The following is a 22,693-nucleotide window of genomic DNA, read 5'->3' as shown; positions in this document are numbered from 1 at the left end:
GGCCCATAACTCTTTAACCCTTAGCCGTAGTTGGATTAGCTGATGAACAAATTGATCGTGAGTCTGCTGTTGACCGTGGGGATCTCCGGCATTGCCCATGCTGCAGGTGATGCGACTGCTGGTCAGGCGAAAGCCGCAGTATGTGGCGCCTGTCATGGCCCGGATGGCAACAGCATGGCGCCTAACTTTCCAAAACTGGCAGGTCAGGGTGAACGCTACCTGACCAAGCAACTGCACGACATCAAGTCGGGCAAGCGCACCGTTCTGGAAATGACCGGCCTGCTTACCAACCTGAGCGACCAGGATCTGGCTGATATCGCTGCCTACTTCGCCAAACAGAACGGCAGTGTTGGCGCCGCCGACCCTAAAATCGTGGCCCGCGGTGAAGCCTTGTTCCGTGGTGGCGACCTGGCCAAGGGCCTGCCAGCTTGCACCGGTTGCCACTCGCCAAATGGCGCAGGCAACGTGGCTGCCGGCTTCCCGCACCTGGGCGGCCAGCACGCTCAATACGTCGCCAAGCAACTGACCGATTTCCGTAAGGAAGAAGGCGGACGCACCAACGATGGCGATGCCAAAACCATGCAGACCATCGCCAAACGACTGAGCGACGAAGATATCGCCGCCGTGTCCAGCTACATTCAAGGCCTGCACTAAGGCCGGTTGATTGAGCGTTGCGAGCGATGAATATCTCTTGCAACGTTAACGCTCGATTAATCCGTCGCAGCAAGTATAAAAAGGGTGGCTTAGGCCGCCCTTTTTTGTGGCCGCTGCCGTTACACTACAGAACTCAAGCCCGCCAAGACCTGTATGAATACAGGTCGCGCGAGGCGACCAAAATTGTCCAGGAGTAAAGCATGCGTAATCTGATCATCAGCGCCGCACTCGTCGCTGCCAGCCTGTTCGGCATGACTGCCCAAGCCGCCGAAGCCCCCGCCGCCCCTTATGTCGAACTGACCAATCCGGTTCCGGTCGCCGTGCCTGGCAAAATCGAAGTCGTGGAGCTGTTCTGGTATGGCTGCCCGCATTGCTACGCGTTTGAGCCGGTGATCAATCCTTGGGTCGAGAAACTCCCTTCGGACGTCAACTTCGTCCGCATTCCGGCCATGTTCGGCGGCCCATGGGATGCCCACGGCCAGATGTTCCTGACCCTGGAAGCCATGGGCGTCGAGCACAAGGTTCACGCCGCGGTGTTCGAAGCAATCCAGAAAGAACACAAGAAGCTGGTCACTCCAGAAGAAATGGCAGAGTTCCTGGCCACTCAGGGCGTCGACAAGGACAAGTTCCTGGCCACCTTCAACTCCTTCGCCATCAAGGGCAAAATCGCCCAGGCTAAAGAGCTGGCGAAGAAGTACGAAATCTCTGGCGTACCGACCATGATCGTCAACGGCAAATATCGCTTTGACGTGGGCTCTGCCGGCGGTGCCGAGCAGGCCCTGAAACTGGCCGATACACTGGTCGACAAAGAGCGAGCGGCTAACAAGGCTGCCGCCAACTAAGCGAAACGACTGCCATGCGCCGCTGGGGAACTGAACGCGTTGTTGGCCTGCATGATCCACGGGTCAACGAACATCACCTGGAGTCGACGGGCTTGCCCGCAGACAGCCGTCTGCGCTTGCTCAGTTTTAATATCCAGGTGGGCATCAGTACCGAGCGGTATCGGCATTATCTGACCCGAGGCTGGCAACACTTGTTGCCGCACACCGGGCGTGCCGACAACCTGCAAAAAATCGGCAACCTGCTGGGCGACTTCGATCTGGTCGCCTTGCAAGAAGCCGATGGCGGCAGCCTGCGATCAGGCTACGTCAATCAAGTCGAGCACTTGGCCCAACTCGGCGCCTTCCCTTACTGGTATCAACAACTCAATCGCAACCTCGGTCGCCTCGGCCAGCACAGCAATGGCGTGCTCAGCCGCTTGCGCCCGTGGGTCATTGAAGATCACCCTCTGCCGGGCCCCAAGGGTCGCGGAGCGATTCTGGTGCGCTTCGGCGAAGGTCCGGAGGCGTTGGTGGTGGTCATGATGCATCTGGCGCTGGGCGCTCGCGTGCGCAGCCTGCAACTGGCCTACATCCGCGAGTTGATCGGCGGTTTTAAACACCAGGTGCTGATGGGCGACATGAATACCCATGCCAGTGACTTGCTGCAAAACTCCCCGTTGCGTGACCTCGGGCTGCTCGCGCCGCAATTGGAAGCGACCTTCCCCAGCTGGCGCCCACAGCGCTGCCTGGACCATATACTACTGAGCCCGACGCTGACCCTTGAAAAGGTCGAGGTCTTGGCACAGCCCATTTCCGATCACTTGCCGGTCGCGGTAGAGATTCGTCTGCCGGGTTCGCTCACGGCAGATGCATTACCCGCGTTGAGCCCTGCCCCTCGCGGACCCCATGAATGAGCGACGAAACACAGCGCTGGAAAGAGAAATACCTCAAAAGCATCGAACAACAGGAAAAGCTTGAACGTCGCTGGGACGCCCGGCTCGATCTGCTGCGCCGTGGGCTGGTGCGCAGCACACTGGCTGCGGAGGGAACTGACCTCGCCGTCGACCAATGCATGAAAGAAATGCGCGACGTCGTGCGCACCGATGACATGGACGCCGGCTTGGCCGCCCTGCTGCCGCGACTCGAAAAAGCCGTGCTCGATTCCGAGAAGCGCCGGGAAACCCGAATCAATCAGACCAGCGCCGCACTGACGGCGCTGGTCGCGCAACTGCAATTATTGCCGCTGCCCCGGGAAGTGAGCCGGCCGCTTAAGAGCTTTGCCAAAAAGCTCGAGGGAAGAGTCAGTCACGCCCGCGAAATTCCGTTACTGCTCAGCGAACTGAGCGGCCTGCAAGGCAAAGCCTTGAGCCAGTTGGAGAACCCCGCAGAGCTCGAGCGACCCGGTTTTCTGCAGAGACTGTTCGGCAGCCGCGAAGCTGACGAGGAAGTGCCGCAGGTCGTCGCTCCTGCCGCTCTCACAATGGCTGCACAGCCTGTGGAGCCGGCTGCCGCGATTGCGCATGTCGATCACGCATCGAATGAGGACCGGCCGTCAGTCACACAGCTAGCGGCACCCGCCTGTGAAGTGGCGGCACTTGTCCCACCGGCCCTTGAGGCAGTCGCTGTCTGTGCGCCAACTCCGGAACCACAAACAGCGTCGGACGATGAACACCAGGAAGAGCCCACCCTTCCCTTCCTCGCACCAGCCACGCTGATTCAACCGGCAATCAATCCTGATGAGCTGACCCCGGCGTTCACAACTATTGATCCTGAGCACCGCGAACCAGAGCCCCTCATCTATGCCTTGCCGGACTCACCGGAGCCGTCATACAGCTCGGTTGCCAAACACATCGAAGACACACTGCTGGGCCTGCTCGACGACCTGACATTACCGGAACGCCACCGACCACAAGCCGAAGCGATGCGTGATCGCCTTCAAAATGGTTTGAACTGGTATGAATTGATACCGATTCTCGACGATCTAGCGACCTTGATGCTGGCGATAAACGACAGCGGCCAGCACGAATTCGAAGCCTATTTACAGCAACTCAATGAACGCCTGGAGTCCTTCCAGAGTAACTTGCAGGCGGCCAGCGAAGGCCACGCCGACAGCCGCTCTGCGGCGCGCCAGATGGATACTCAGATCCGTGAACAGGTCGACGGCTTGCACAGCAGCATGCAGGAAGCGGCGGACCTGGATGACCTCAAGCTCGTCCTGGAGAACCATCTTGAAGGCCTGCTGGGCACCATGGATCACCACAAGAAGCAGCGTGACGAGCGTGAACAAGCGGTCGCCGCACGGTTACACAGTCTGTCTGAACGGGTGGCGCACATGGAGCATGAAGCGCTGGGTTATCGTGAACACCTTGAAGAGCAGCGGCAGAAAGCGCTGATTGATCCGCTCACCGGTCTGCCCAATCGAGCCGCCTGGAGCGAACGCCTGGATCACGAAGTCGGCCAATGGCAGCGGCACGGCAATACCCTGTTGCTGGCCATGCTCGATCTCGATCACTTCAAAAGTATCAATGACAACTATGGCCACCTGGCAGGCGACAAGGTGCTGAAAATCATCGCCAACGTGCTGCGCAAGCGCCTGCGCGGCACCGATTTCATCGCGCGATTTGGTGGTGAGGAGTTTGTACTCCTGATGCCCTGCACGGTGCCGGCAGTCGGTGCAAAACTGCTGGAAACCCTGCGCACCTCGATCGAGGCCTGCCCTTTCCACTTTAAAGGTGAGCGCGTCACCATCACTATTTCCATGGGTCTTACGGCGCTAAAACCCGGCGAACATACCGATATGGCACTCAAAAGAGCCGATCAGGCGCTGTATCGCGCCAAAAACGCCGGGCGCAATCGGGTGGAGGCCGGTTAACGGCCATTTTGTTCCATTTTGTTTAAACCAGAGCATTTGCCGTCGGCACTCAAAGCAGTACGTTACACTGTTGCATTACAGTCTCGCGTGTACTGCCTCCTGCCATGAAATATCTTGCTCTCATTGCTTCTCTGCTGCTGTTGGCCGGTTGTGCCAGCGGCCCCCGTATCGACACCAGCCACCCTTCGACCAATTACGACAGTCGCATCCAGTTCGTGGTGTTGCATTACACCAACGCCTCGCTGGAGCGCTCACTGCAGTTGTTGACCCAGGGTGAAGTCAGCAGTCATTACCTGATTGGCGACGACAAGGGCGCTACCATCTATAAGCTGATGGACGAGAATTTTCGCGCCTGGCACGCGGGCGAAAGCGAATGGCAAGGCAGGACCTGGCTGAACTCCAGCTCCATCGGTATCGAAATCGTCAACCCGGGCTTCAAAGACACTCCTACCGGACGCGTCTGGTATCCCTACAGTGAAGATCAAGTGCAATCGTTGATCGTCCTGCTCAAAGACATCAGCAAGCGTTACAACATCCATCCTCGCGCCATCATCGGCCATAGTGACATCGCGCCAATGCGCAAGCTCGACCCCGGTCCGCTGTTCCCCTGGAAACGCCTGGCCGCCGAAGGCATTGGGGTCTGGCCGAACGAGCAAGCCGTGGCGCTCCAGCAAGCCCAATTCGCAGCGCAATTGCCGAGCATCAGCTGGTTTCAGGGACAACTGGCCAAATTGGGTTATGACACCCCACAAACCGGTGAACTGGACGTAGCGACGCGCCATGTGTTGGCGGCTTTTCAGTTGCACTTTCGCCCTTCCCGCTTCGACGGCACGCCAGACGCTGAATCGGCTGCGCTCCTGCAGGTCCTGAATCAGACAAAATAATGGCGCCCGTCCGACGGTAAGAGCTTTTTCCCAATCAGCAGCTATAACTCATTGGTAATTCTTCGGATATTAATAATGACTGTAGCGCGCGAGACACTCAGTAGCTGGTTCTATCGCCCCTGGTTTTTGGCGATGCTGGCGGCTACCCTGAGCGCGACGTTATTGATCGCCGGCAGTCTGTTCGTGGCGATGCATCAGGTTGAACAGAACGAAAGCCAGGAAATGAACGCTCAGGGCGAGCGCTTCCTCGCCCGCCTGGAACAGCTGTTCGGGCAGCTGCGCGAAAGTCTCGATGACCTCGAAGCCCAGCCGCTCCGAGGCTGCGATGCCGAATTGATCGCAACCTTGCAACAGGTCAGCTTCAATTACCGCTTCGTTTACGAAGCGGCTTACGTCGATGATTCACGCTTGTGCTCCAACCGTCCTCGCCAGGAAGGGCTTTCGCTACTGCGACCTGCCGACATCAAAGGCCCCACCTACAGCTATTGGCTGAACACCACCACCGAACCCGATGAAAACCGTGCTGCGCTGATGCTTGGCAGGGGAAATTTCCGGGTGGCAACGTCTCGCGGACATTTGACCGACATGGTCGACTTGTCGCCCGGAAGCAGCCTGCTGGTGGTGCTGGACCACGGCACTCGCGCCATTCCCGTCTTGGGTGCCGCCCAAGCCTGGCCACCGACGGAATCCTGGACCCCCAAAAGCCGCGACGCACTGCAAGTCACGCAAACCCGTTTGATTTACCACATGCCGACCAACAATCCGGAATACCAATTGGTATTGATCACACCGCGCTCAGTCATGCACGTGCCGGCGGTGTGGTGGTGGCTGCTTCCTGCCAGTCTGGTGCTGGGCGTTATTGTTGGTTTTCTGGTGTTTCTGCTGGTATGCCAGCGCCAGTCCCTGGACGCCGAACTGCACGGCGCCATACGGCGAGGTGAACTTCAAGTGTTGTATCAACCGATCTTCGATCTCGACAGCCGCAACTGTGTCGGTGCCGAAGCGTTGCTGCGATGGAGAAGGCCAGACGGCACATTGACCAGCCCCGACCTGTTTATCCCAATGGCGGAAAACACCGGCCAGATCCGGCAGATGACCGATTTCGTACTGCAACGGCTGCTCGAACAACTGGGGCAACTGCTACGCGCCAACCCGCAGCTGTACATCTCGGTAAACCTTGCTGCGTGTGATGTGATGGTGCCGCGTATCGGTCAGGTGATGGCCCGCCTGCTGACGCTGCACCGGGTCGCTGCACAGCAGATTGCCTTCGAGGTAACAGAGCGAGGATTGATTGATGTGGTGGTGGCCAGGGAAAATCTGCAAGCGTTGCGCGATGTCGGGCATCAAGTGCTGATCGATGACTTTGGCACCGGCTATTGCAGCCTCGCCTACCTGCAAACCCTGCCGGTGGATTGCCTGAAGATCGACAAGGCGTTTATCGACGCTCTGGGCCATGACGCCGCCAGTAGCGGCGTAGCACCGCACATCATTCATATGGCACAAGCGCTGCAACTCAAAGTGATCGCCGAAGGCATCGAACATGAAGCGCAGGCAGCGTTTCTATGCAGCGAAGGGGTGAAGTTTGGTCAGGGCTGGCTATTCGCCCATGCCTTGAGCTCCGTGCAGTTCATCGAACTGATTACCCGCGGCCGTCGAAAGGCGGGCCGGCGCATGAGTGACGAGGCGTGAAAGCGACTTATACCGCCAGCGCCATGTAGAACTGCGTACCCTGCCCCGGCCTTGAATAGACGCCCATCCGCCCACCGTGCAGTTGCACGATTTCCTTACACAGTGCCAAACCCAGCCCGGCACCGCCTTTCTTGCGGCCAACCTGGACAAAGGGCTCGAAGATTCGCCCTTGCTGACCATAGGCAATCCCTTCGCCGTTGTCCTCGACACTGATAATCACCCGCTCGCCATGGCGACGGGCCTGCAACCGAATCAGCCCTTCCCGCGCGGTATGGCGCAAAGCATTGTCGATCAGGTTGTCGAGCACCCGCTCCAACTGCGGTTGATCGGCCTGCAACCGGGGCAGCGGCCCTTGCACTTCTACCCGCAATTCGATGCCCTGTTCCGCCGCAGCCCCGGCAAATCGGTCCTGAGCCTGCGCCAGTAGATCCTCGATGGAGCACGGGGCCAGGGTCAGTTTCTGCAATCCGTTCTGGTAGCGAGAGAAATTCAGCAGGTCGTTGATCAACTGCATCAAGCGCTGCATTTCTTCATTGACGGTATCCAACAGGTCGGCTTCGCGGGAATCCTGTGGAAATTTCGCCCGCTCGCGAAACAGGCCGAAAGCCATGTGCATGCCGGTGACCGGCGTTCGCAACTCATGGGAAGCCCGCAAGACAAACTCGCTGCGCACCCGTTCGAACGCGCGCTGTTCGGTCACGTCATGCAACACCATCACCGCGCCGAGAATATGACCCTGGGTATGGATGACCGGCGTCAGGCTGAAGGTCAGCAATCTCGACTCACCATCAACCTCGATACTCAAGTCTTCCGGCGCACGCTCCAGCGTGCCGCCACGCAGCACCAGCTGCAGCTGTTCATCCAGTTCCGGACGTTCAAGGGCCGCACCCAGGCCCTGGCCCAGGCGATCGGTGTCCCAACCCAGTTGGCGCTGAGCCACCGGATTGAGGTGTTCAAGATGGCCTTCGCGATCAATCATCAACAAACCGTCATCAATGCTGTCGAGCACGGCTTGCAGGCGTTGTTGACCGGCGAGCAGCTCGTCGATGTTGGTGGCCTGGTGCTCACGTAGTGCCTCGGCCATGATCCCGAAACGCTTGGTCAGCAGGTTCAGTTCCACGGCGGAGGAAATCGGCAGGGTCACCTCGAAATTGCCCTGTCCAATATTGTCGGCAGCCTGAGCCAAGGCTTCGATCGGCTCACCAAAACGTCGGGCAATCGCGTGGGCAGTTACAAAACCAATGATCAGCACCGCCAACCCGACCAACCCCAGCAAGCCAGCCACCAGCAAAGCGCGCTCGCGAGACTGGCGCTCGGTGTTATTGATGTCATCCAGCGAACGCTTGTGTTCCGCGAGCAGACCGTTGCGCAACGTGTTGAATTTTTCCGTAATTGCTTCGTTGCCACTCAACACCTTGGCCTGCTCAGAGGCCTGGCCGTAGGCTTGAAGAAAATCCAGATAGTCATCCTTGGCTTGTTTGAACCCGTGCGGACCGCCATTGCCGGATTGTTCGAGGGCGATGCCTTCATCAAGCAACTGGATGTAGTGTTGCCTGGCCGACTCGAACTTGGCGGGATCAGGCTTCTCACTGACCATGACCATCAATTGGTCGCCCAAGGTCTGACGCAGTTTCAGCCCAAGGTCGAGGGAGGCGAAGTTGTTGCGCACGAATGCTTCCTGGGAGCCAGCCATCTGCATCACGCTGACCAGCCCGAGCAAAAGCCCGAGCAGTGCCACGGTGATCAGTGCGGAAATACTCAAGAACAGCCGAGTACGCAGCTTCATCGCCAGTTTCATCGGTTACAGCTCACAAGTTGTATTGCTTGCGTTTGCGGTACAGGGTCGAGGCATCAATGCCCAAGGTCTTTGCCGCCTGATCCAGTGTCTCCGCCGTGGCGAGTACTGCACCGATGTGGGCTTTTTCCAATTCATCCAGGCTCAACGCCGCGCCAATGCGCGGCGCGTTGTTAACCGGGGTTTCGGCCATGCCCAAGTGGCTGATCTCGACCCGTTCCTGCGGACAAATAATGCTCGCCCTCTCCACCACGTTACGTAACTCGCGAATGTTGCCGGGCCAGCGATAACCCAATAGCGCCTCACGCGCGTCATCGCTGAAGGCCCGGGCCGGGCGCGCGTACTCCTTGACGAAGCGGGCCAGGAAGCGGTCGGCCAGGTTCAGAATGTCTTCACGGCGTTCACGCAGTGGCGGCAGGTGCAACGTGATGACGTTCAGGCGATAGAGCAAGTCTTCGCGGAAGCGGCCGTCGCGCACCATGTCTTCAAGGTTCAGGTTAGTCGCCGCGAGAATGCGTACATCGGCGCGGCGGGTCACTGGATCACCCACCCGCTCGTATTCCTTGTCCTGAATGAATCGCAGTAACTTGGGCTGTAACGTCAATGGAAAATCGCCGATCTCGTCGAGAAACAGCGTGCCTCCATCAGCCTGATTGACGCGCCCGAGTGTACTTTCGCTGGCACCGGTAAAGGCACCACGACTGTGACCGAAGAGTTCACTTTCCATGAGTTCGGCAGTCAGGGACGGGCAATTGATCGTGACGCAGGACTTCTTCTGACGCTTGCTCCAGCCGTGAATGGCCTGGGACAGCTCACCTTTACCGGTGCCGGATTCACCCAGAATCAGAATGTTGGCATCGGTACTGGCAACTTGGCGGGCGGTTTCCAGCACCACTTTCATGGCCGGGCTGTGGGAGTCCAGACCATCCTTGGGTTTACGCACTTCACCTTCAAGGGCTTCCAGGCGAGCGGACAGTTGCCGCACCTCCAACTGCTTGGCGGTGGCCAGACGTAATTGATCGGGGCTGCACGGCTTCACGAGGTAGTCGGCGGCTCCTGCCTGAATCGCATCGACAGCGGTGTCCACGGCCGAGTGCGCGGTGACGATCACCACACGCATCCAAGGTGCCTGGATGCGCATTTGCGCCAGCACATCCAGACCATTGTCCTCACCCAGACGCAAATCAAGGAAGCACAGATCGAACACCTGACGCTGCAACAAGGCATCGGCTTGAGCCGCGCTGGTCGCGGTGGAGACGCTATAGCCTTCGTCTTCGAGGCAATAGCGGAAGGTTCGCAGGATAGCGGACTCATCGTCCACCAGCAGAATGCGGCCTTGATGCACCGTGGCTGATTCCATGTTCCTGCGCTCCTTTATAGATTGATCTTGGTTAGTCCCGGATAAATCGGGCAAGTTGCATGGTCGATTCTGATCCATTCCAGTGCCAGTCGGGTAGCTATCTACCACCGTCCTGCCTAATCCACTGAATTTTCTGGTTTTTTGCCTAAACATCGAGATTTAGGCTAATGCTCGCCTCCCTTTCTGACATCTGCGCCCGCCACTGAATTCAAAAATATTAAAACCACTCGCGAATCAATCGTGCATTTCGCACGACCATGGAGCGGGCATCGTGCAGGATGCGTCGCGAACGATTTCAAACATCTTTATAACCAATTGATTTTGTTAATTTTTATGCGATAAAAAAAGCTGGCATGCAGGCTGCAATGGTCTGGGTAATCAGGGCATTTCCTATACGACGCCTTCTAACAAGATCACCACCAACGTGGGAGGAGCTTCAGGATGAATCGCTACCGTGCCGCCCAACTGCGTATCTCGCCACTGCATATCCAGCAAGGCTTGTTTGCTGTGCTGGCAATGCTGATCACGTTGATCGCCGGTCAACAGATCCTGCGCTGGGAGCAGAGCCAGCAACCAGAGGCGCCACACGTGTCGATCCAACATCCAACCCAAACCCACTTCAGCGCCCCCATCAGCAACCTGGCTGACATCGCTCCCATGCGGATGATGGACGTCGACCAGGCTCAGCCTCTGGATGAGATGCCGCGTCAGGAGCGCTGGGTATTTTAGTTAACCGAACTTGGCGTGCTCTCGGCGCCGGGACAAGCACCACAAGTGACCCCCCTAAATAATGAAGTGTAAGGAGAATCACCATGTTGAGCTGGGCAATCACATTCTTGATCATTGCCATCATCGCTGCAGTACTGGGCTTCGGTGGTATCGCGGGCACCGCCACGGGTATCGCCAAGATTCTCTTTGTCGTGTTCCTGGTGATGTTCATTGCTTCCTTCTTCTTTGGCCGTCGCGGTCGAGGCTGAACATGAGCGTTCTGTTTAAGACACCGGCAGCCGCCCTGCTTCTGGGCGGTAGTGCCATGGCGATGGCGGCCAATGATGGCCAGATGCTGCAGAGCGTGCTGATGGAATAACTCAAGAAAGATCCGAACTGGTACTGAATTCGTCATATGAAAGAAGCACCCTGCTTCTTCCTACTGCGCTACCCGAGGAAGGTAGCCGCATGACCATGGGGCCGGGACGTTCTGACTGTTACAGGGTCGGAGTGACCTACGGGTACAGGGAGTGCCTGCGCAAGGGCCGGGTCAGGCAAAAGCTGCGACGCAAGTTCGCCGGGTTATCTGGACTCGACGAATTTGCGGAGAGCTTCAATCACGAAAAGCAGCGTTGCAAAGCGCATTGCCTCTGATCCCTATGCCACTTTCGCTACAATCCCCGCAAAAACATTTCGCGGTGTTTCTTCGCGACCGTATATCGAGAAAGCCGTAGGTGACAGCAGCGATTTTTCGCAGCTAAACGTAGGTTTTTTCTGAAGATTTAGTCCTGAATCCTCCTTTAAAAAAACAATCAACCGCCTCTGAAATGACCGGTTCACGGCACTTATACCTGCCGAAATGGCGTATTCGAACCGGTTGGGACACCCGTTTCATTTAGAAATGCTCATGCCGATTCGGCATAGGGTAGGCGTTTACGGCATTAGACGTCGCTTCCTTGCATGGGAATAGTTGCGCCTTTTTTCGCCTGCCAGAGAGCCATAACAAGCGCTCCGGGGCTCCTTATACGGGGGCAGATGCACACACTTTTTCGCCACAAGCGATCCAGTGACTGCGTCTGTCTGAGTCAAACGCAAGTAAGGGTAATGATATGAAGAAGGCAAAGCTTAGCCTCGCCTGGCAGATACTCATCGGTCTGGTATTGGGGATTGCAATCGGTGCGCTGCTCAACCATTTCAGTGCCGAAAAAGCCTGGTGGATCAGCAACGTCCTGCAACCGGCAGGCGATATCTTTATCCGTCTGATCAAGATGATCGTGATCCCGATTGTCATCTCCTCGCTGATTGTCGGCATTGCTGGCGTCGGCGACGCAAAGAAACTCGGTCGCATCGGTCTGAAGACCATCGTCTACTTCGAGATTGTCACCACCATCGCCATTCTGGTCGGTCTGGTGTTGGCCAACGTGTTCCATCCGGGCACCGGCATCGACATGAGCACCCTGGGTACCGTGGATATTTCCAAGTACCAGGCCACAGCTGCCGAGGTTCAGCATGAACACGCGTTCGTCGAGACCATCCTCAACCTGATCCCGTCGAACATCTTCGCGGCCATGGCCCGCGGCGAGATGCTGCCTATTATCTTCTTCTCCGTATTGTTCGGCCTCGGCCTGTCGAGCCTGCAATCGGACCTGCGCGAGCCGCTGGTGAAGATGTTCCAGGGCGTGTCGGAAAGCATGTTCAAAGTCACTCACATGATCATGAACTACGCCCCGATCGGCGTATTCGCACTGATCGCGGTGACCGTGGCCAACTTCGGCTTCGCCTCCCTGCTGCCGCTGGCCAAGCTGGTGGTGCTGGTGTACTTCGCCATCGCCTTTTTTGCCTTTGTGGTGCTGGGCCTGATCGCTCGCCTGTTCGGCTTCTCGGTAATCAGGCTGATCCGCATCTTCAAGGATGAACTGGTGCTGGCCTACTCCACTGCAAGCTCGGAAACCGTGCTGCCGCGCGTGATCGAGAAGATGGAAGCCTACGGCGCGCCGAAAGCCATTTGCAGCTTCGTGGTGCCGACCGGTTACTCGTTCAACCTCGACGGTTCGACCCTGTACCAGAGCATCGCGGCCATCTTCATTGCCCAGCTGTACGGTATCGACCTGTCCATCAGTCAGCAGTTGCTGCTGGTGCTGACGCTGATGGTCACCTCCAAAGGCATCGCCGGCGTACCGGGCGTGTCCTTCGTGGTGTTGCTGGCCACGTTGGGCAGCGTTGGTATTCCGTTGGAAGGCCTGGCGTTCATCGCCGGCGTCGACCGCATCATGGACATGGCCCGTACCGCGCTGAACGTGATCGGTAACGCTCTCGCCGTGCTGGTCATCGCGCGTTGGGAAGGCATGTACGACGACGCCAAGGGTCAGCGCTACTGGAACTCCCTGCCGCACTGGCGCAGCAAGGAAAAACTCCCGGCTGGCGAAACGTCCAGCAACTGATCACGCCCTCTGTAGGAGCATGGCTTGCCCGCGATGAACGATGACGCGGTTTAACTGATACACCGCGGCGCCTGCATCGCGAGCAAGCTTTGCTCCTACAAGAAGAGCCAAACCAAACCCCGGAGAAATCCGGGGTTTGTCGTTTCTGGCTACCCCGCTATCATTCGCCGCATCTTCCGGGGGATTTGACTGATGCTTAATGGCCTGTGGCTTGGCTTCTTCATCGTGGCTGCCGTTTCGGCACTGGCGCAATGGCTGATCGGCGGCAACGCCGGGATCTTCGCGGCGATGGTGGAGAGCATTTTCGCCATGGCCAAATTGTCGGTCGAGGTGATGGTCCTGCTGTTCGGCACCCTCACCCTGTGGCTGGGTTTTCTGCGGATTGCCGAGAAGGCCGGGATCGTCGAGTGGCTGGCCAAAGCGCTGGGGCCGTTGTTCCTGCGTCTGATGCCGGAAGTGCCAGCGGGTCACCCGGCCATTGGCCTGATCACCCTGAACTTCGCCGCCAACGGCCTGGGCCTGGACAACGCCGCGACTCCGATCGGCCTCAAGGCGATGAAAGCCCTGCAGGAACTCAATCCCAGTGCCACTGTGGCCAGTAACGCGCAGATCCTGTTCCTGGTGCTCAACGCCTCCTCGCTGACCCTGCTGCCGGTGACGATCTTCATGTACCGCGCCCAGCAAGGCGCGCCCGATCCGACGCTGGTGTTCTTGCCGATCCTTCTCGCCACCAGCTGCTCAACAGTGGTTGGTTTGCTGTCAGTGGCATTCATGCAACGCCTGCGGCTGTGGGACCCAGTGGTGCTCGCTTATATGATTCCCGGTGCCCTCGCCCTAGGTGGCTTCATGGCGCTGCTGGCGACGCTCTCAGCCACCGCTCTGGCCGGTCTGTCATCAATCCTCGGCAACCTGACGCTGTTCGGGCTGATCATGCTGTTTCTGATCATCGGCGCGTTGCGCAAAGTGAAGGTCTACGAAGCATTCGTCGAAGGCGCCAAAGAAGGCTTCGACGTGGCCAAAAATCTGCTGCCGTACCTGGTGGCGATGCTATGCGCAGTGGGCGTGCTGCGGGCGTCCGGCGCGCTGGACTTTGGCCTGGACGGGATTCGGCACCTGGTGGAGTGGGCCGGTTGGGACACACGGTTCGTCGACGCGTTGCCGACGGCGATGGTCAAACCGTTCTCCGGCAGCGCCGCGCGAGCGATGCTGATCGAAACCATGAAAACGTCCGGCGTTGACAGCTTCCCGGCACTGGTGGCGGCCACGATACAGGGCAGCACCGAAACCACGTTCTATGTGCTGGCGGTGTACTTTGGCGCGGTGGGCATCCAGCGCGCGCGGCATGCGGTGGGGTGTGCGTTGCTGGCTGAGCTGGCCGGGGTACTGGGCGCCATCGGGGTTTGCTACTGGTTTTTCGGCTGACCACCAATCCCTTGTGGGAGCGGGCTTGCTCGCGAAAACGGTGTGTCATTCAACGTTGATGTTGTCTGACACTCCGCCTTCGCGAGCAAGCCCGCTCCCACATTGGTTTTGTGTTGGCTTTAAGGTCTCACTGGGAGCTCGACTTTCTGCCCTTGCTCAACCGCCCAATTCACCACTTGCGCCGTCAATTGGTCGCTCGCCTGGCCAAACCCGGCAACCACCGCAGGCACCTTCGCATCGCTCAACGGCTGGCGTACTTCAAAGCGGCGGCTGGCGAGGATTCGCTGGTCGTAACCGCGCACCAGCAAGGCATCCAGACTCACGACCACGCTGGCAGACGTGCCCTGATACTCGGTCTGAAACGCCTGCAAACGGCCGCCCAGCTCCAGGTCCGCCTGGAAAATGCTGTCATCGGTGCTCAGCAGCGGCACTCGACCGTCGCGCTGGAAACCGTCCAGCAGACGATTGCGCAGCAGCACCGGTGCCGGGTCGCTCCAGCGTGAGCCCTTGTAGTTGCTGATCAGATCGCCTTGGGGAATCACCGCGATGTTCGGGTTGTTCAACGCGTCGCTGGCCTGGAGTTTGGTCAGGCGCAACGACCAGCGTTGCGGCGTGCCATGACTGGCCGGCGCGTTGCTCTGGGCCGAAGGCAATCGATAGACATCAAACGGCTCGGACTTGGGCAGGATCGAGCACGAACTGATCAGCATGAAACCGGCGAGGAGGGCGATACGAGTCAGCTTCATGGCGTGAATTCCTTGTTCTTGTCACGGCCCAGCAGGTAACCGCTGGGGTTTTCCTCCAGACGTTGAGAAATGGCGCGCAACGAGGTCAGGGTTTCGCGCAGTTCGCGAATTGCCGGGGCCAGGCCATTGAGCCCCTGCATGCCGCTGTTGAGCGAATCCTGATTGGTGGCGAGCAATTTGTTGATCGTCGTGGTGCTCTGTTCCAGCGACTTCATCGCCTGCTCGGCGCTGCCCAACGCCTGCTTGCCATGATCATTGATCAGGCCGTTGGCATTGCGCATCAGCGCCGTGGTCTGTTCCAGCATGTTGTTGGCTTGCTTTCCGACCGACGCCAGTTGCTGCATCGCCTGGCGAATATCGCCACGCTGATCGGCAATCGTCCCGGTGGTTTGCTCCAGGTGCTCCAAGGTGTTGCTGATGCGCTCGACGTTCTCCGTGGAGAACAACAGGTTGGCGTTATGCATCAGCGTATTCACGCCGGACATCAACTCGTTACTGTCACTGAGCAAGAGTGCGATAGGCGAGGGCGAGGCGACGATGGTCGGCAGATTGCCGTCCTTGCCCTTGAGTGCCGGGCTCTGCGGCGTGCCGCCGCTGAGCTGGATGATCGAAGTTCCGGTGACCCCGGTGAGTGCCAGTTTGGCCTTGGTGTCTTCCTTGACCGGGGTGTCACCGCCCAGACGAATGCGCGCCAGCACCCGGCGCGGGTCTTTCGGGTCCAGACGCAACGTCACCACGTCGCCGACCTTGATCCCGCTGTACTGCACCGAGCTGCCTTTGGACAGGCCGCTGACCGCTTCGTTGAAAACGACTTCGTAATCCTTGAACTCGGTGTCGACGCTGGACTTGGCCAGCCACAAGCCGAAGAGCAGGGCGCCCGCCACCACAATCACGGTGAACAGGCCGATCAATACATGATGGGCTCGGGTTTCCATGTCAGACCTCGTTCAACTGTTGAGCGGCCGTCAGCGCCGCGCGGCCGCGGGGGCCATGGAAGTATTCGTGAATCCACGCATCGTCGGTTTCCGAGACCTTGTCGATGGCGTCCGCCACCAGCACTTTTTTCTGCGCCAGCACCGCCACCCGGTCGGTGATGGTGTAGAGCGTGTCGAGGTCGTGGGTCACCAGGAAAACACTCAGCCCCAGCGCATCGCGCAGGGTCAGGATCAATTGATCGAACGCCGCCGCGCCAATCGGATCGAGGCCGGCAGTGGGTTCGTCGAGAAACAGGATGTCCGGGTCCAGCGCCAGCGCACGGGCCAGCGCCGCGCGCTTGATCATGCCGCCAGACAGCGAAGCGGGGTACTTGTCGGCGGCCGACAGCGGCAGCCCGGCCAGCGCCAGTTTGACCGCCGCCAGATGCTCGGCGTCTTCACGACTGAGGCCGGCATGCTCGATCAAGGGCAGGGCGACGTTTTCAGTCACGGTCAGCGAGGAGAACAGGGCGCCTTGCTGGAACAGCACACCAAAACGCCGCTCAATTTTCGAGCGCTCCTGCTCGGACAAGGTCGGCAGGTTTTTACCGAAGACCCGCACGTCCCCTTCATTAGGCCGACGCAAGCCGACAATGCTGCGCAACAGCACCGATTTGCCGCTGCCGGAACCGCCGACGACGGCGAGAATTTCACCTTTGTACAAATTGAGGTCGAGGTTTTCGTGCACGCTTTGACTGCCAAAGCGATTGCACAGCCCACGGACTTCAATCACCGCCTCGCAAGGCGCTCGGGGTAAACGGCTCACCAGCCCATCTCCATGAAAAACAGCGCGGCCACGGCGTCGAGCACGATCACCACGAAAATCGACTGGACCACGCTGGACGTGGTATGCGCACCGACAGACTCGGCGCTGCCGCTGACTTTGAAGCCTTCGAGGCAGCCAATCGCGGCGATCAGAAACGCGAAAATCGGTGCTTTGACGATCCCCACCAGAAAATGCTGCACACCAATGTCCGATTGCAGCAGCGACAGGAACATCGCTGGCGAAATATCCAGCGACACCGCACAGACCACGCCGCCGCCAATAATCCCTGAGAGCATCGCCAGAAAAGTCAGCATCGGTAACGCCACCAGCAGGGCCAGGACGCGCGGCACCACCAGCAGCTCCATCGGATCGAGGCCCAACGTGCGGATGGCGTCGATTTCTTCGTTGGCCTTCATTGAGCCGATCTGCGCGGTGAACGCACTGGCGGTGCGTCCGGCCATCAGGATCGCCGTCAGCAACACAGCGAATTCGCGCAAGAAGGAAAAGGCCACCAGATCCACGGTGAATATTGTGGCGCCAAAGCTGGCCAATACCGTCGCCCCGAGAAACGCCACCACAGCGCCCACCAAAAAGGTCAGCAGGGCGACGATGGGCGCGGCGTCGAGACCGGTTTGTTCGATGTGCGCCACCATCGGCGTGATGCGCCAACGCTTGGGTTGAAACAGGCCGCGGGCGATGGTTTCGATAATCAGCCCGACGAAACCCAGCAGTTGCAGGGTGTCCTGCCAGACCGTATCCACGGCGCGGCCAATGCGGGTCAGCAATTGAATACTGACGCTGATTTCCGGTTCCTTGATCGGCACACAGAAATCGGTCATTGAGCGGTAGATGGTCTGCAACAGGGCGCGATCGGCGGTGGTCAGGGTGCAATCGGGGTGTTCGGCGGATCGGCCGAGGCGCTCGGTCCCCAACAGCTCAACCAACAGCGAGGCACCGGCGGTGTCGAGGGCGCCCAGACTGTTCAGATCGATGTGGGTGTCGTCGTCGTACTGTCCACGAAGCTTTTCGCACAGTTGCTTGAGATCGGCGTAATGGGCAAGCGTCCAGTCACCCGTAACCCGCAGCTGAGCAGGGGAATGAGAGGCGTCCAGTTGGGCATTACCGGCCATTGTGCTGCTGGTCATAAGCTCCGTGCTTGTTCGGTTAATACGCAGAGCTACGTAATAGCATGAACCGCGCTACTTTTCTTTGGTCGGTGTGCTGTCCGTGATCTTGAAGCGCAGCACGCCGATGACCTGGCCGTCTTCGGTCAATACCCGGACCTGCCATTTTCCCGCCGGGTTACCCGGGAAATTCTGTTTGTGCGTCCAGGCGCGGTAGCCTTCCTTGCGCCCGCCGTGGATATCCAGCGGGATGCGGTCGACCTCTTTGCCGTCGAACTGCCACACGTGATAAATCCGCTCGTCCAGACCGCGCGGGGCGTTGATCGCGGTGTAGGCATACAACCCGCCGCCACGAATCTGCTCGGCAGTGACTTCATCCAGGCTTTCGCCGGGGGTACGGTCCTGCATTTGCGTGCTGATCGCTACGTCGGTCATCCACAGGGTCGCCGGCGGCACCCATGAGCGCAGGACCCAACCGAGGGCGCCGATGCCCAGGGTGATACTGAGGATCGCCAGGGCGTTGCGCACGGTACGGATCGGGAAGATCGACGCCAGGCTCGGGAACGACAGCAGCACGGCAATCCCCAGCGCCAGTTTGAAACTCTGAGACGTCGTGAGGTGCATGATGACGGGCAGGGCGGTCAGCAACGCGGCAAACAGCGTCAGGGTATGCAGCGCCAGGAACGCCCAGCGCCGAGGTGCCAACCATTTGTAGTAGAGCGGGTCGATGATGGAAATCAGCGCCGCAATGCTCAGCAGCCCGGTGAAGAACAATTGGCCGCTGTTCCAGGTCGTGGTGATGAAAAAGAACGGCAGGACGAAGAACAGGCTTTCCTGGTGGATCATCTGCGTGGCGTAACGCAGCAGTGGCTGGGGAATCTCGCGCTTGAAGATTCTGGTGAACAGCCGGGTGAGGCTGTTTTCGAGCATCAGCCAGACCCAACTGAACACCATGATGATGGTGATCCAGGTCGCCAGGCCTTGTTGGCGATCCACCAGGATGAAGCTGCCGACACCGGAGATGAAACCACCGAGCGCGATGACCCCAGGGTAGCGCTTCATCAATTCGAGGATGCGCTGGACGTATAGGGTCAGGGTCGGCATTCGGCGGTTCACATTGGTCGTAGGAAATATCCTCGACAGGTTACCCGCCGGGGGGCCATGTGGCGAGGGGGCTTGTCGGAACGCCGCATCGCCCCGCTGGGTTGCGAATCGTCCCCTCTTTTATTGCCTACGATGAAAGCGCCAGCCCAATAGCCCGAGCACCAGCAATCCCAACACCCCGGCAATTGCCCATATCAACTGGTCATCACCCATCAGCGGCTTTTCGATCCGCAAATACCCCGGTTGCAGCAGCAACTCGCGCAAAGCCTTGTTGGCTTCCTCCAGCGTCACGCCTTGCAGTTCCCTGGCCGGGTTGGCGAAACGTCCATCGTCATAGTCCCCAAGGGCACTCCAGTAATAATCGGCCAGCGCGCTATTGCCTTGCACCGCCCAGGTCTGACGGGCAATGGCGGCCTGTTTCAGGCGGTTGAAGGTGTCGGCATCGAGGCCGTCCTTGAGCAACTGCGCTTTCAACTCCTCAAGGACCTGCTCAGCTTGCGGCACATCATCGCGCTCAAGGTCAGCGTTCAGGCTCATGAAGCCCACACCGCCAAACAGCTCGCGCTCGGCCGAGGGGCCGTAAGACAAACTGTGGACCAGGCGCATCTGGCGATAAAGCGCCCAGTCCAGATAGTCCTTGAGCAGGTCAAACGTTTCGTCGTGCTGATCCGCCAGCACAGGCTCTGGCACCAACCAATGCAACTTGGCCCCCCCGCCGATGAAACCGCTACTGAGCGTGCGCTCATGGGCAGCACTGGTCTGGATTTCCGGCAGGGGCAGGTGATCGCTCGGGGCGACCGCCTCAAGCGCACCCCAGGCCCGCTCCAGATAGGCCGGCAGCAACCGGTCGAGGTCACCGACCACGATCAGCGTCATGTTGTTGGGCGCGTACCAGACCTTGCGCACCTTCTCCAGTTGTTCGCGGGTCAGGTGATCGATTTCGGCGCGCTCCGGGCATTTGAGGCCCAGTTCCACCGCCAGCTGATTACTGGCCGTATGACCAAGGTCCTGGCGATCCAGCCAGCGTTGCAGGTGTGTGTAATGACCGCCGTCTTCGCGCTCGACCACTTGCTTGGCGGCGCTGATGGCGTTGTCGTCGATGCGGGTCTGGGTCAGCAGCGCCAGCAACAGGTCGAGGACCTTGCGCTGGTTTTTTGCCGGCGCTTCGATGACAAAGGTTGTGTCGGCGTTGCTGGTGAAAGCGTTCCATTCCCCCCCCAGCCCCTGCATGTGTTCTTCCAGGCCACCTTCGCCGGTGGCGTCGATGCCGCTGAACAATAGGTGTTCGAGCAGATGGGGCAGCTCTTTGTCCTCGCAACTGAAGTCATCCAGACCAACGCCGACCACCAGACGAATCGCCACATGCCCGCGCTCGGTGCCCGGTTTGAGCATTAATTGCAGACCATTGGGCAGCGTGTAGCCCTCGACCTGAAAGCGATCCAGGGCAAACGCAGGGAATGAGCCAAGCAACAGACAGGCGAACAACAGACAACGCATAACAGGTTTCCATACGGCTGATTGGAGATCCGTGTCGCATTCCGGCAGTCATCGCGGGCAGGCTCGCTCCCACAGTTTCACCGAAGATCCAGTGTGGGAGCGAGCCTGCTCGCGATGCTTTTGAACCGGAACCCATGTAACTGACTGACCACACTGCCAGACGTTCAAGGCGAATGCGTGATGTCCGCCAAATCGTCGACGGCGAGCGCCCCGGTATCCAACGTCTCCAGCACCACATACGCGCTGCTGCAAAACAGCGAATTCAAACGTTTCATGTCGGCAATCAGCTCCAGGTGCAGCGAACTGGTCTCGATACTTTGCACAATCTTACGTTGCAACCGGCTGACATGGGCATGGGCCAGACGCCGTTCCTGTGCGCGAAAGCGACGTTTTTCCCGCAACAACTGGCGGGCACTTTCCTTGTCGGAACTCAGGAACACGGACAACCCCAGGCGCAGATTGGAGATTAACTGACTGTGCAGCCCCGCCAACTCCTCCAGGCCAACGTCGGAAAAGGACCGACGCTGTGAGGTTTTCTGCTGCTGCACCTTTCGCAGCATGCGTTCGATCAGGTCGCTGGCGAGTTTGAGGTTGATCGCCAACTCAATGATTTCTGCCCAGCGCCGGCTGTCCTGGTCGCTGAGGTCTTCGCGTGGCATTTGCGCCAGATAGAGCTTGATCGCGCTGTAGAGTGCTTCGACATCATCGGTCAGGCGACGCATTTCCTGGGTCACAGCGGTTTGCTTGCCGTGCAGCACATCGAGCATCGCTTCAAGCATGTTGTCGATCAGATCGCCCATGCGCAGGGTTTCCCGGGCCGCATTGGCCAACGCCAGGCTCGGCGTGGCCAGCGCGGTCGGGTCGAGGTGTCGGGGCTTGGCCATTCCGTTGACCTCCGGCCGCTCCGGCAACAGCCAGGCGCACAACCTGGCCATCATTCCGACGCTGGGCAGCAGGATCAAACAACGCGCGGTGTTGTAGAGCAGATGGAAGCCAATCACCATTTCCTGAGGGCTGAAATCCAGGCTGTCCATCCAGTGCACCAGTGGATCGAGCACCGGGATGATCAGCAGCAAACCGATCAGTTTGTACAACAGGCTACCGAGCGCGACCTGACGGCCAGCGGCGTTTTGCATGCTGGTGCTGAGGAACGCGAGGATGCCACTGCCAATGTTGGCACCAATCACCAGGCCGATGGCCACTGGCAGACTGATCACATTGGCGCCGGCCAGGGTCGCGGTGAGCAGGACGGCCGCGAGACTGGAGTAAGAGACCATTGCGAACAATGCACCTATCAACGCATCGAGCAGGATGTCGCCAGTCAGCGAGGCGAAAATCACCTTCACCCCTTGCGCATGGGTGATCGGCCCGGCGGCCTCGACGATCAGTTGCAGCGCCAGAATAATCAAGCCCAGGCCGATGCACACCCGGCCCATCTGCCCGACCCGGGTCTGCTTGCGCGACAGGAAGAAAATCACCCCGACAAAAATCAGCAGGGGCGACAGCCATGACAGATCGAACGTCAGCACCCGCGCCATCAGCGCCGTCCCGACGTCGGCACCGAGCATGGTTGCAAGGGCCGGGGTCAGCGCCATCAAGCCCTGACCGACAAACGAGGTGACGAGCATGGCCGTGGCGTTACTGCTCTGGACCATCGCCGTGACCACGATCCCGGCGACAAACGCCAGCCACCGTTTGGACATGTTGCGGCCAATCACATGGCGCAGGTTAGTGCCGTAAACCCGCAGGATGCCGGTTCGGACAATGTGCGTGCCCCAGATCAACAAGGCCACGGCGGATAACAAATTGAGCAGGGTGAGCATAAAGGCCCCCTGT

General features: G+C 59.1%; 19 protein-coding genes and 1 pseudogene. 11 read left to right on the top strand and 9 right to left on the bottom strand.

The window, feature by feature from the left end:
• The first annotated feature begins 42 nt into the window (after positions 1 to 42).
• The 6 genes from ACA048_RS00345 to ACA048_RS00320 all read left to right on the top strand — a co-directional run bounded on the left by ACA048_RS00345 (position 43) and on the right by ACA048_RS00320 (position 6,920).
• Positions 43 to 654, top strand: a complete 612-nt coding sequence (locus ACA048_RS00345) for a c-type cytochrome (protein WP_027926153.1) — start codon at positions 43 to 45, stop codon at positions 652 to 654.
• Positions 655 to 854: 200 nt separating this feature from the next.
• On the top strand, positions 855 to 1,496 hold the full coding sequence (locus ACA048_RS00340; protein WP_497627480.1) for a thiol:disulfide interchange protein DsbA/DsbL: 642 nt from the start codon (positions 855 to 857) through the stop codon (positions 1,494 to 1,496).
• A 14-nt stretch (positions 1,497 to 1,510) separates the two neighbouring features.
• Positions 1,511 to 2,389 carry an endonuclease/exonuclease/phosphatase family protein gene (locus ACA048_RS00335; protein WP_497627479.1) on the top strand — a complete coding sequence of 293 codons (879 nt, stop codon included), beginning with the start codon at positions 1,511 to 1,513 and terminating at the stop codon, positions 2,387 to 2,389.
• Complete coding sequence (locus tag ACA048_RS00330; RefSeq protein ID WP_497627478.1) at positions 2,386 to 4,347, top strand: GGDEF domain-containing protein; 1,962 nt, start codon at positions 2,386 to 2,388, stop codon at positions 4,345 to 4,347. The genes ACA048_RS00335 and ACA048_RS00330 overlap by 4 nt, the downstream gene beginning before the upstream one ends.
• 104 nt (positions 4,348 to 4,451) lie before the next feature.
• Positions 4,452 to 5,231, top strand: coding sequence for an N-acetylmuramoyl-L-alanine amidase (locus ACA048_RS00325; RefSeq protein ID WP_497627477.1), 780 nt, complete (start codon positions 4,452 to 4,454; stop codon positions 5,229 to 5,231).
• Between the two features lie 75 nt (positions 5,232 to 5,306).
• On the top strand, positions 5,307 to 6,920 hold the full coding sequence (locus tag ACA048_RS00320; RefSeq protein ID WP_497627476.1) for an EAL domain-containing protein: 1,614 nt from the start codon (positions 5,307 to 5,309) through the stop codon (positions 6,918 to 6,920).
• A gap of 7 nt (positions 6,921 to 6,927) precedes the next feature.
• Here the strand turns inward: ACA048_RS00320 and ACA048_RS00315 are convergent, their stop codons facing one another.
• Together ACA048_RS00315 and algB are read right to left on the bottom strand one after the other, a co-directional pair.
• Complete coding sequence (locus ACA048_RS00315; RefSeq protein ID WP_497627475.1) at positions 6,928 to 8,718, bottom strand: ATP-binding protein; 1,791 nt, start codon at positions 8,716 to 8,718, stop codon at positions 6,928 to 6,930.
• A gap of 10 nt (positions 8,719 to 8,728) precedes the next feature.
• Positions 8,729 to 10,075 carry a sigma-54-dependent response regulator transcription factor AlgB gene (gene algB, locus ACA048_RS00310; protein ID WP_497627474.1) on the bottom strand — a complete coding sequence of 449 codons (1,347 nt, stop codon included), beginning with the start codon at positions 10,073 to 10,075 and terminating at the stop codon, positions 8,729 to 8,731.
• 441 nt (positions 10,076 to 10,516) lie between these two features.
• On the opposite strand from algB, the gene ACA048_RS00305 reads away from it, so the two are divergent.
• The 5 genes and pseudogenes from ACA048_RS00305 to ACA048_RS00285 all read left to right on the top strand — a co-directional run bounded on the left by ACA048_RS00305 (position 10,517) and on the right by ACA048_RS00285 (position 14,646).
• Positions 10,517 to 10,804 (top strand): hypothetical protein, encoded by a 288-nt coding sequence (locus ACA048_RS00305; protein WP_497627473.1) that lies wholly within the window; start codon positions 10,517 to 10,519, stop codon positions 10,802 to 10,804.
• Positions 10,805 to 10,887: 83 nt separating this feature from the next.
• A complete protein-coding gene (locus ACA048_RS00300; RefSeq protein ID WP_003177151.1) occupies positions 10,888 to 11,052 on the top strand; it encodes a DUF1328 domain-containing protein in 165 nt (54 codons plus the stop codon).
• A 2-nt stretch (positions 11,053 to 11,054) separates the two neighbouring features.
• Positions 11,055 to 11,156 (top strand): annotated as a pseudogene (locus ACA048_RS00295) (inhibitor of vertebrate lysozyme family protein); the annotation flags it as partial.
• Positions 11,157 to 11,892: 736 nt separating this feature from the next.
• A complete protein-coding gene (gltP, locus tag ACA048_RS00290) occupies positions 11,893 to 13,224 on the top strand; it encodes a glutamate/aspartate:proton symporter GltP (protein WP_497627472.1) in 1,332 nt (443 codons plus the stop codon).
• A 192-nt stretch (positions 13,225 to 13,416) separates the two neighbouring features.
• Positions 13,417 to 14,646 (top strand): nucleoside recognition domain-containing protein, encoded by a 1,230-nt coding sequence (locus tag ACA048_RS00285; protein ID WP_497627471.1) that lies wholly within the window; start codon positions 13,417 to 13,419, stop codon positions 14,644 to 14,646.
• 119 nt (positions 14,647 to 14,765) lie between these two features.
• Here ACA048_RS00285 and ACA048_RS00280 read toward each other — a convergent pair whose 3' ends face one another.
• The 7 genes from ACA048_RS00280 to ACA048_RS00250 all read right to left on the bottom strand — a co-directional run bounded on the left by ACA048_RS00280 (position 14,766) and on the right by ACA048_RS00250 (position 22,680).
• On the bottom strand, positions 14,766 to 15,392 hold the full coding sequence (locus ACA048_RS00280; protein WP_497627470.1) for an ABC-type transport auxiliary lipoprotein family protein: 627 nt from the start codon (positions 15,390 to 15,392) through the stop codon (positions 14,766 to 14,768).
• Positions 15,389 to 16,327, bottom strand: a complete 939-nt coding sequence (locus tag ACA048_RS00275; RefSeq protein ID WP_497627469.1) for an MlaD family protein — start codon at positions 16,325 to 16,327, stop codon at positions 15,389 to 15,391. The genes ACA048_RS00280 and ACA048_RS00275 overlap by 4 nt, the downstream gene beginning before the upstream one ends.
• Before the next feature lies 1 nt (position 16,328).
• Complete coding sequence (locus ACA048_RS00270; protein WP_497627468.1) at positions 16,329 to 17,132, bottom strand: ABC transporter ATP-binding protein; 804 nt, start codon at positions 17,130 to 17,132, stop codon at positions 16,329 to 16,331.
• On the bottom strand, positions 17,129 to 18,277 hold the full coding sequence (locus ACA048_RS00265) for an ABC transporter permease (RefSeq protein WP_497627467.1): 1,149 nt from the start codon (positions 18,275 to 18,277) through the stop codon (positions 17,129 to 17,131). The genes ACA048_RS00270 and ACA048_RS00265 overlap by 4 nt, the downstream gene beginning before the upstream one ends.
• Positions 18,278 to 18,331: 54 nt before the next feature.
• On the bottom strand, positions 18,332 to 19,360 hold the full coding sequence (locus ACA048_RS00260; protein ID WP_497627466.1) for a DUF5924 family protein: 1,029 nt from the start codon (positions 19,358 to 19,360) through the stop codon (positions 18,332 to 18,334).
• 120 nt (positions 19,361 to 19,480) lie between these two features.
• On the bottom strand, positions 19,481 to 20,857 hold the full coding sequence (locus ACA048_RS00255; protein WP_497627465.1) for a M16 family metallopeptidase: 1,377 nt from the start codon (positions 20,855 to 20,857) through the stop codon (positions 19,481 to 19,483).
• Positions 20,858 to 21,021: 164 nt separating this feature from the next.
• Positions 21,022 to 22,680: a Na/Pi cotransporter family protein gene (locus ACA048_RS00250; RefSeq protein ID WP_497627464.1), complete on the bottom strand. Its 1,659-nt coding sequence runs from the start codon at positions 22,678 to 22,680 to the stop codon at positions 21,022 to 21,024.
• Between the last annotated feature and the right edge of the window lie 13 nt (positions 22,681 to 22,693).

This window comes from Pseudomonas sp. LBUM1659 (genome assembly GCF_059716045.1).
The sequence above is the reverse complement of the archived record's forward strand: the minus strand, read 5'-3'. Positions and strand labels throughout refer to the sequence as shown.

Excerpts from the sequence above, each read along its gene's own strand:
- ACA048_RS00330 (WP_497627478.1), top strand. The coding sequence starts at position 2,386 with ATGAGCGACGAAACACAGCGCTGGAAAGAGAAATACCTCAAAAGCATC.
- algB (WP_497627474.1), bottom strand. The coding sequence starts at position 10,075 with ATGGAATCAGCCACGGTGCATCAAGGCCGCATTCTGCTGGTGGACGAT.
- ACA048_RS00300 (WP_003177151.1), top strand. The coding sequence starts at position 10,888 with ATGTTGAGCTGGGCAATCACATTCTTGATCATTGCCATCATCGCTGCA.
- ACA048_RS00285 (WP_497627471.1), top strand. The coding sequence starts at position 13,417 with ATGCTTAATGGCCTGTGGCTTGGCTTCTTCATCGTGGCTGCCGTTTCG.
- ACA048_RS00340 (WP_497627480.1), top strand. The coding sequence starts at position 855 with ATGCGTAATCTGATCATCAGCGCCGCACTCGTCGCTGCCAGCCTGTTC.
- ACA048_RS00265 (WP_497627467.1), bottom strand. The coding sequence starts at position 18,277 with ATGACCAGCAGCACAATGGCCGGTAATGCCCAACTGGACGCCTCTCAT.
- ACA048_RS00315 (WP_497627475.1), bottom strand. The coding sequence starts at position 8,718 with ATGAAACTGGCGATGAAGCTGCGTACTCGGCTGTTCTTGAGTATTTCC.
- ACA048_RS00250 (WP_497627464.1), bottom strand. The coding sequence starts at position 22,680 with ATGCTCACCCTGCTCAATTTGTTATCCGCCGTGGCCTTGTTGATCTGG.
- ACA048_RS00255 (WP_497627465.1), bottom strand. The coding sequence starts at position 20,857 with ATGCGTTGTCTGTTGTTCGCCTGTCTGTTGCTTGGCTCATTCCCTGCG.
- ACA048_RS00275 (WP_497627469.1), bottom strand. The coding sequence starts at position 16,327 with ATGGAAACCCGAGCCCATCATGTATTGATCGGCCTGTTCACCGTGATT.
- ACA048_RS00345 (WP_027926153.1), top strand. The coding sequence starts at position 43 with ATGAACAAATTGATCGTGAGTCTGCTGTTGACCGTGGGGATCTCCGGC.
- ACA048_RS00335 (WP_497627479.1), top strand. The coding sequence starts at position 1,511 with ATGCGCCGCTGGGGAACTGAACGCGTTGTTGGCCTGCATGATCCACGG.
- ACA048_RS00280 (WP_497627470.1), bottom strand. The coding sequence starts at position 15,392 with ATGAAGCTGACTCGTATCGCCCTCCTCGCCGGTTTCATGCTGATCAGT.
- gltP (WP_497627472.1), top strand. The coding sequence starts at position 11,893 with ATGAAGAAGGCAAAGCTTAGCCTCGCCTGGCAGATACTCATCGGTCTG.
- ACA048_RS00325 (WP_497627477.1), top strand. The coding sequence starts at position 4,452 with ATGAAATATCTTGCTCTCATTGCTTCTCTGCTGCTGTTGGCCGGTTGT.
- ACA048_RS00320 (WP_497627476.1), top strand. The coding sequence starts at position 5,307 with ATGACTGTAGCGCGCGAGACACTCAGTAGCTGGTTCTATCGCCCCTGG.
- ACA048_RS00260 (WP_497627466.1), bottom strand. The coding sequence starts at position 19,360 with ATGCCGACCCTGACCCTATACGTCCAGCGCATCCTCGAATTGATGAAG.
- ACA048_RS00305 (WP_497627473.1), top strand. The coding sequence starts at position 10,517 with ATGAATCGCTACCGTGCCGCCCAACTGCGTATCTCGCCACTGCATATC.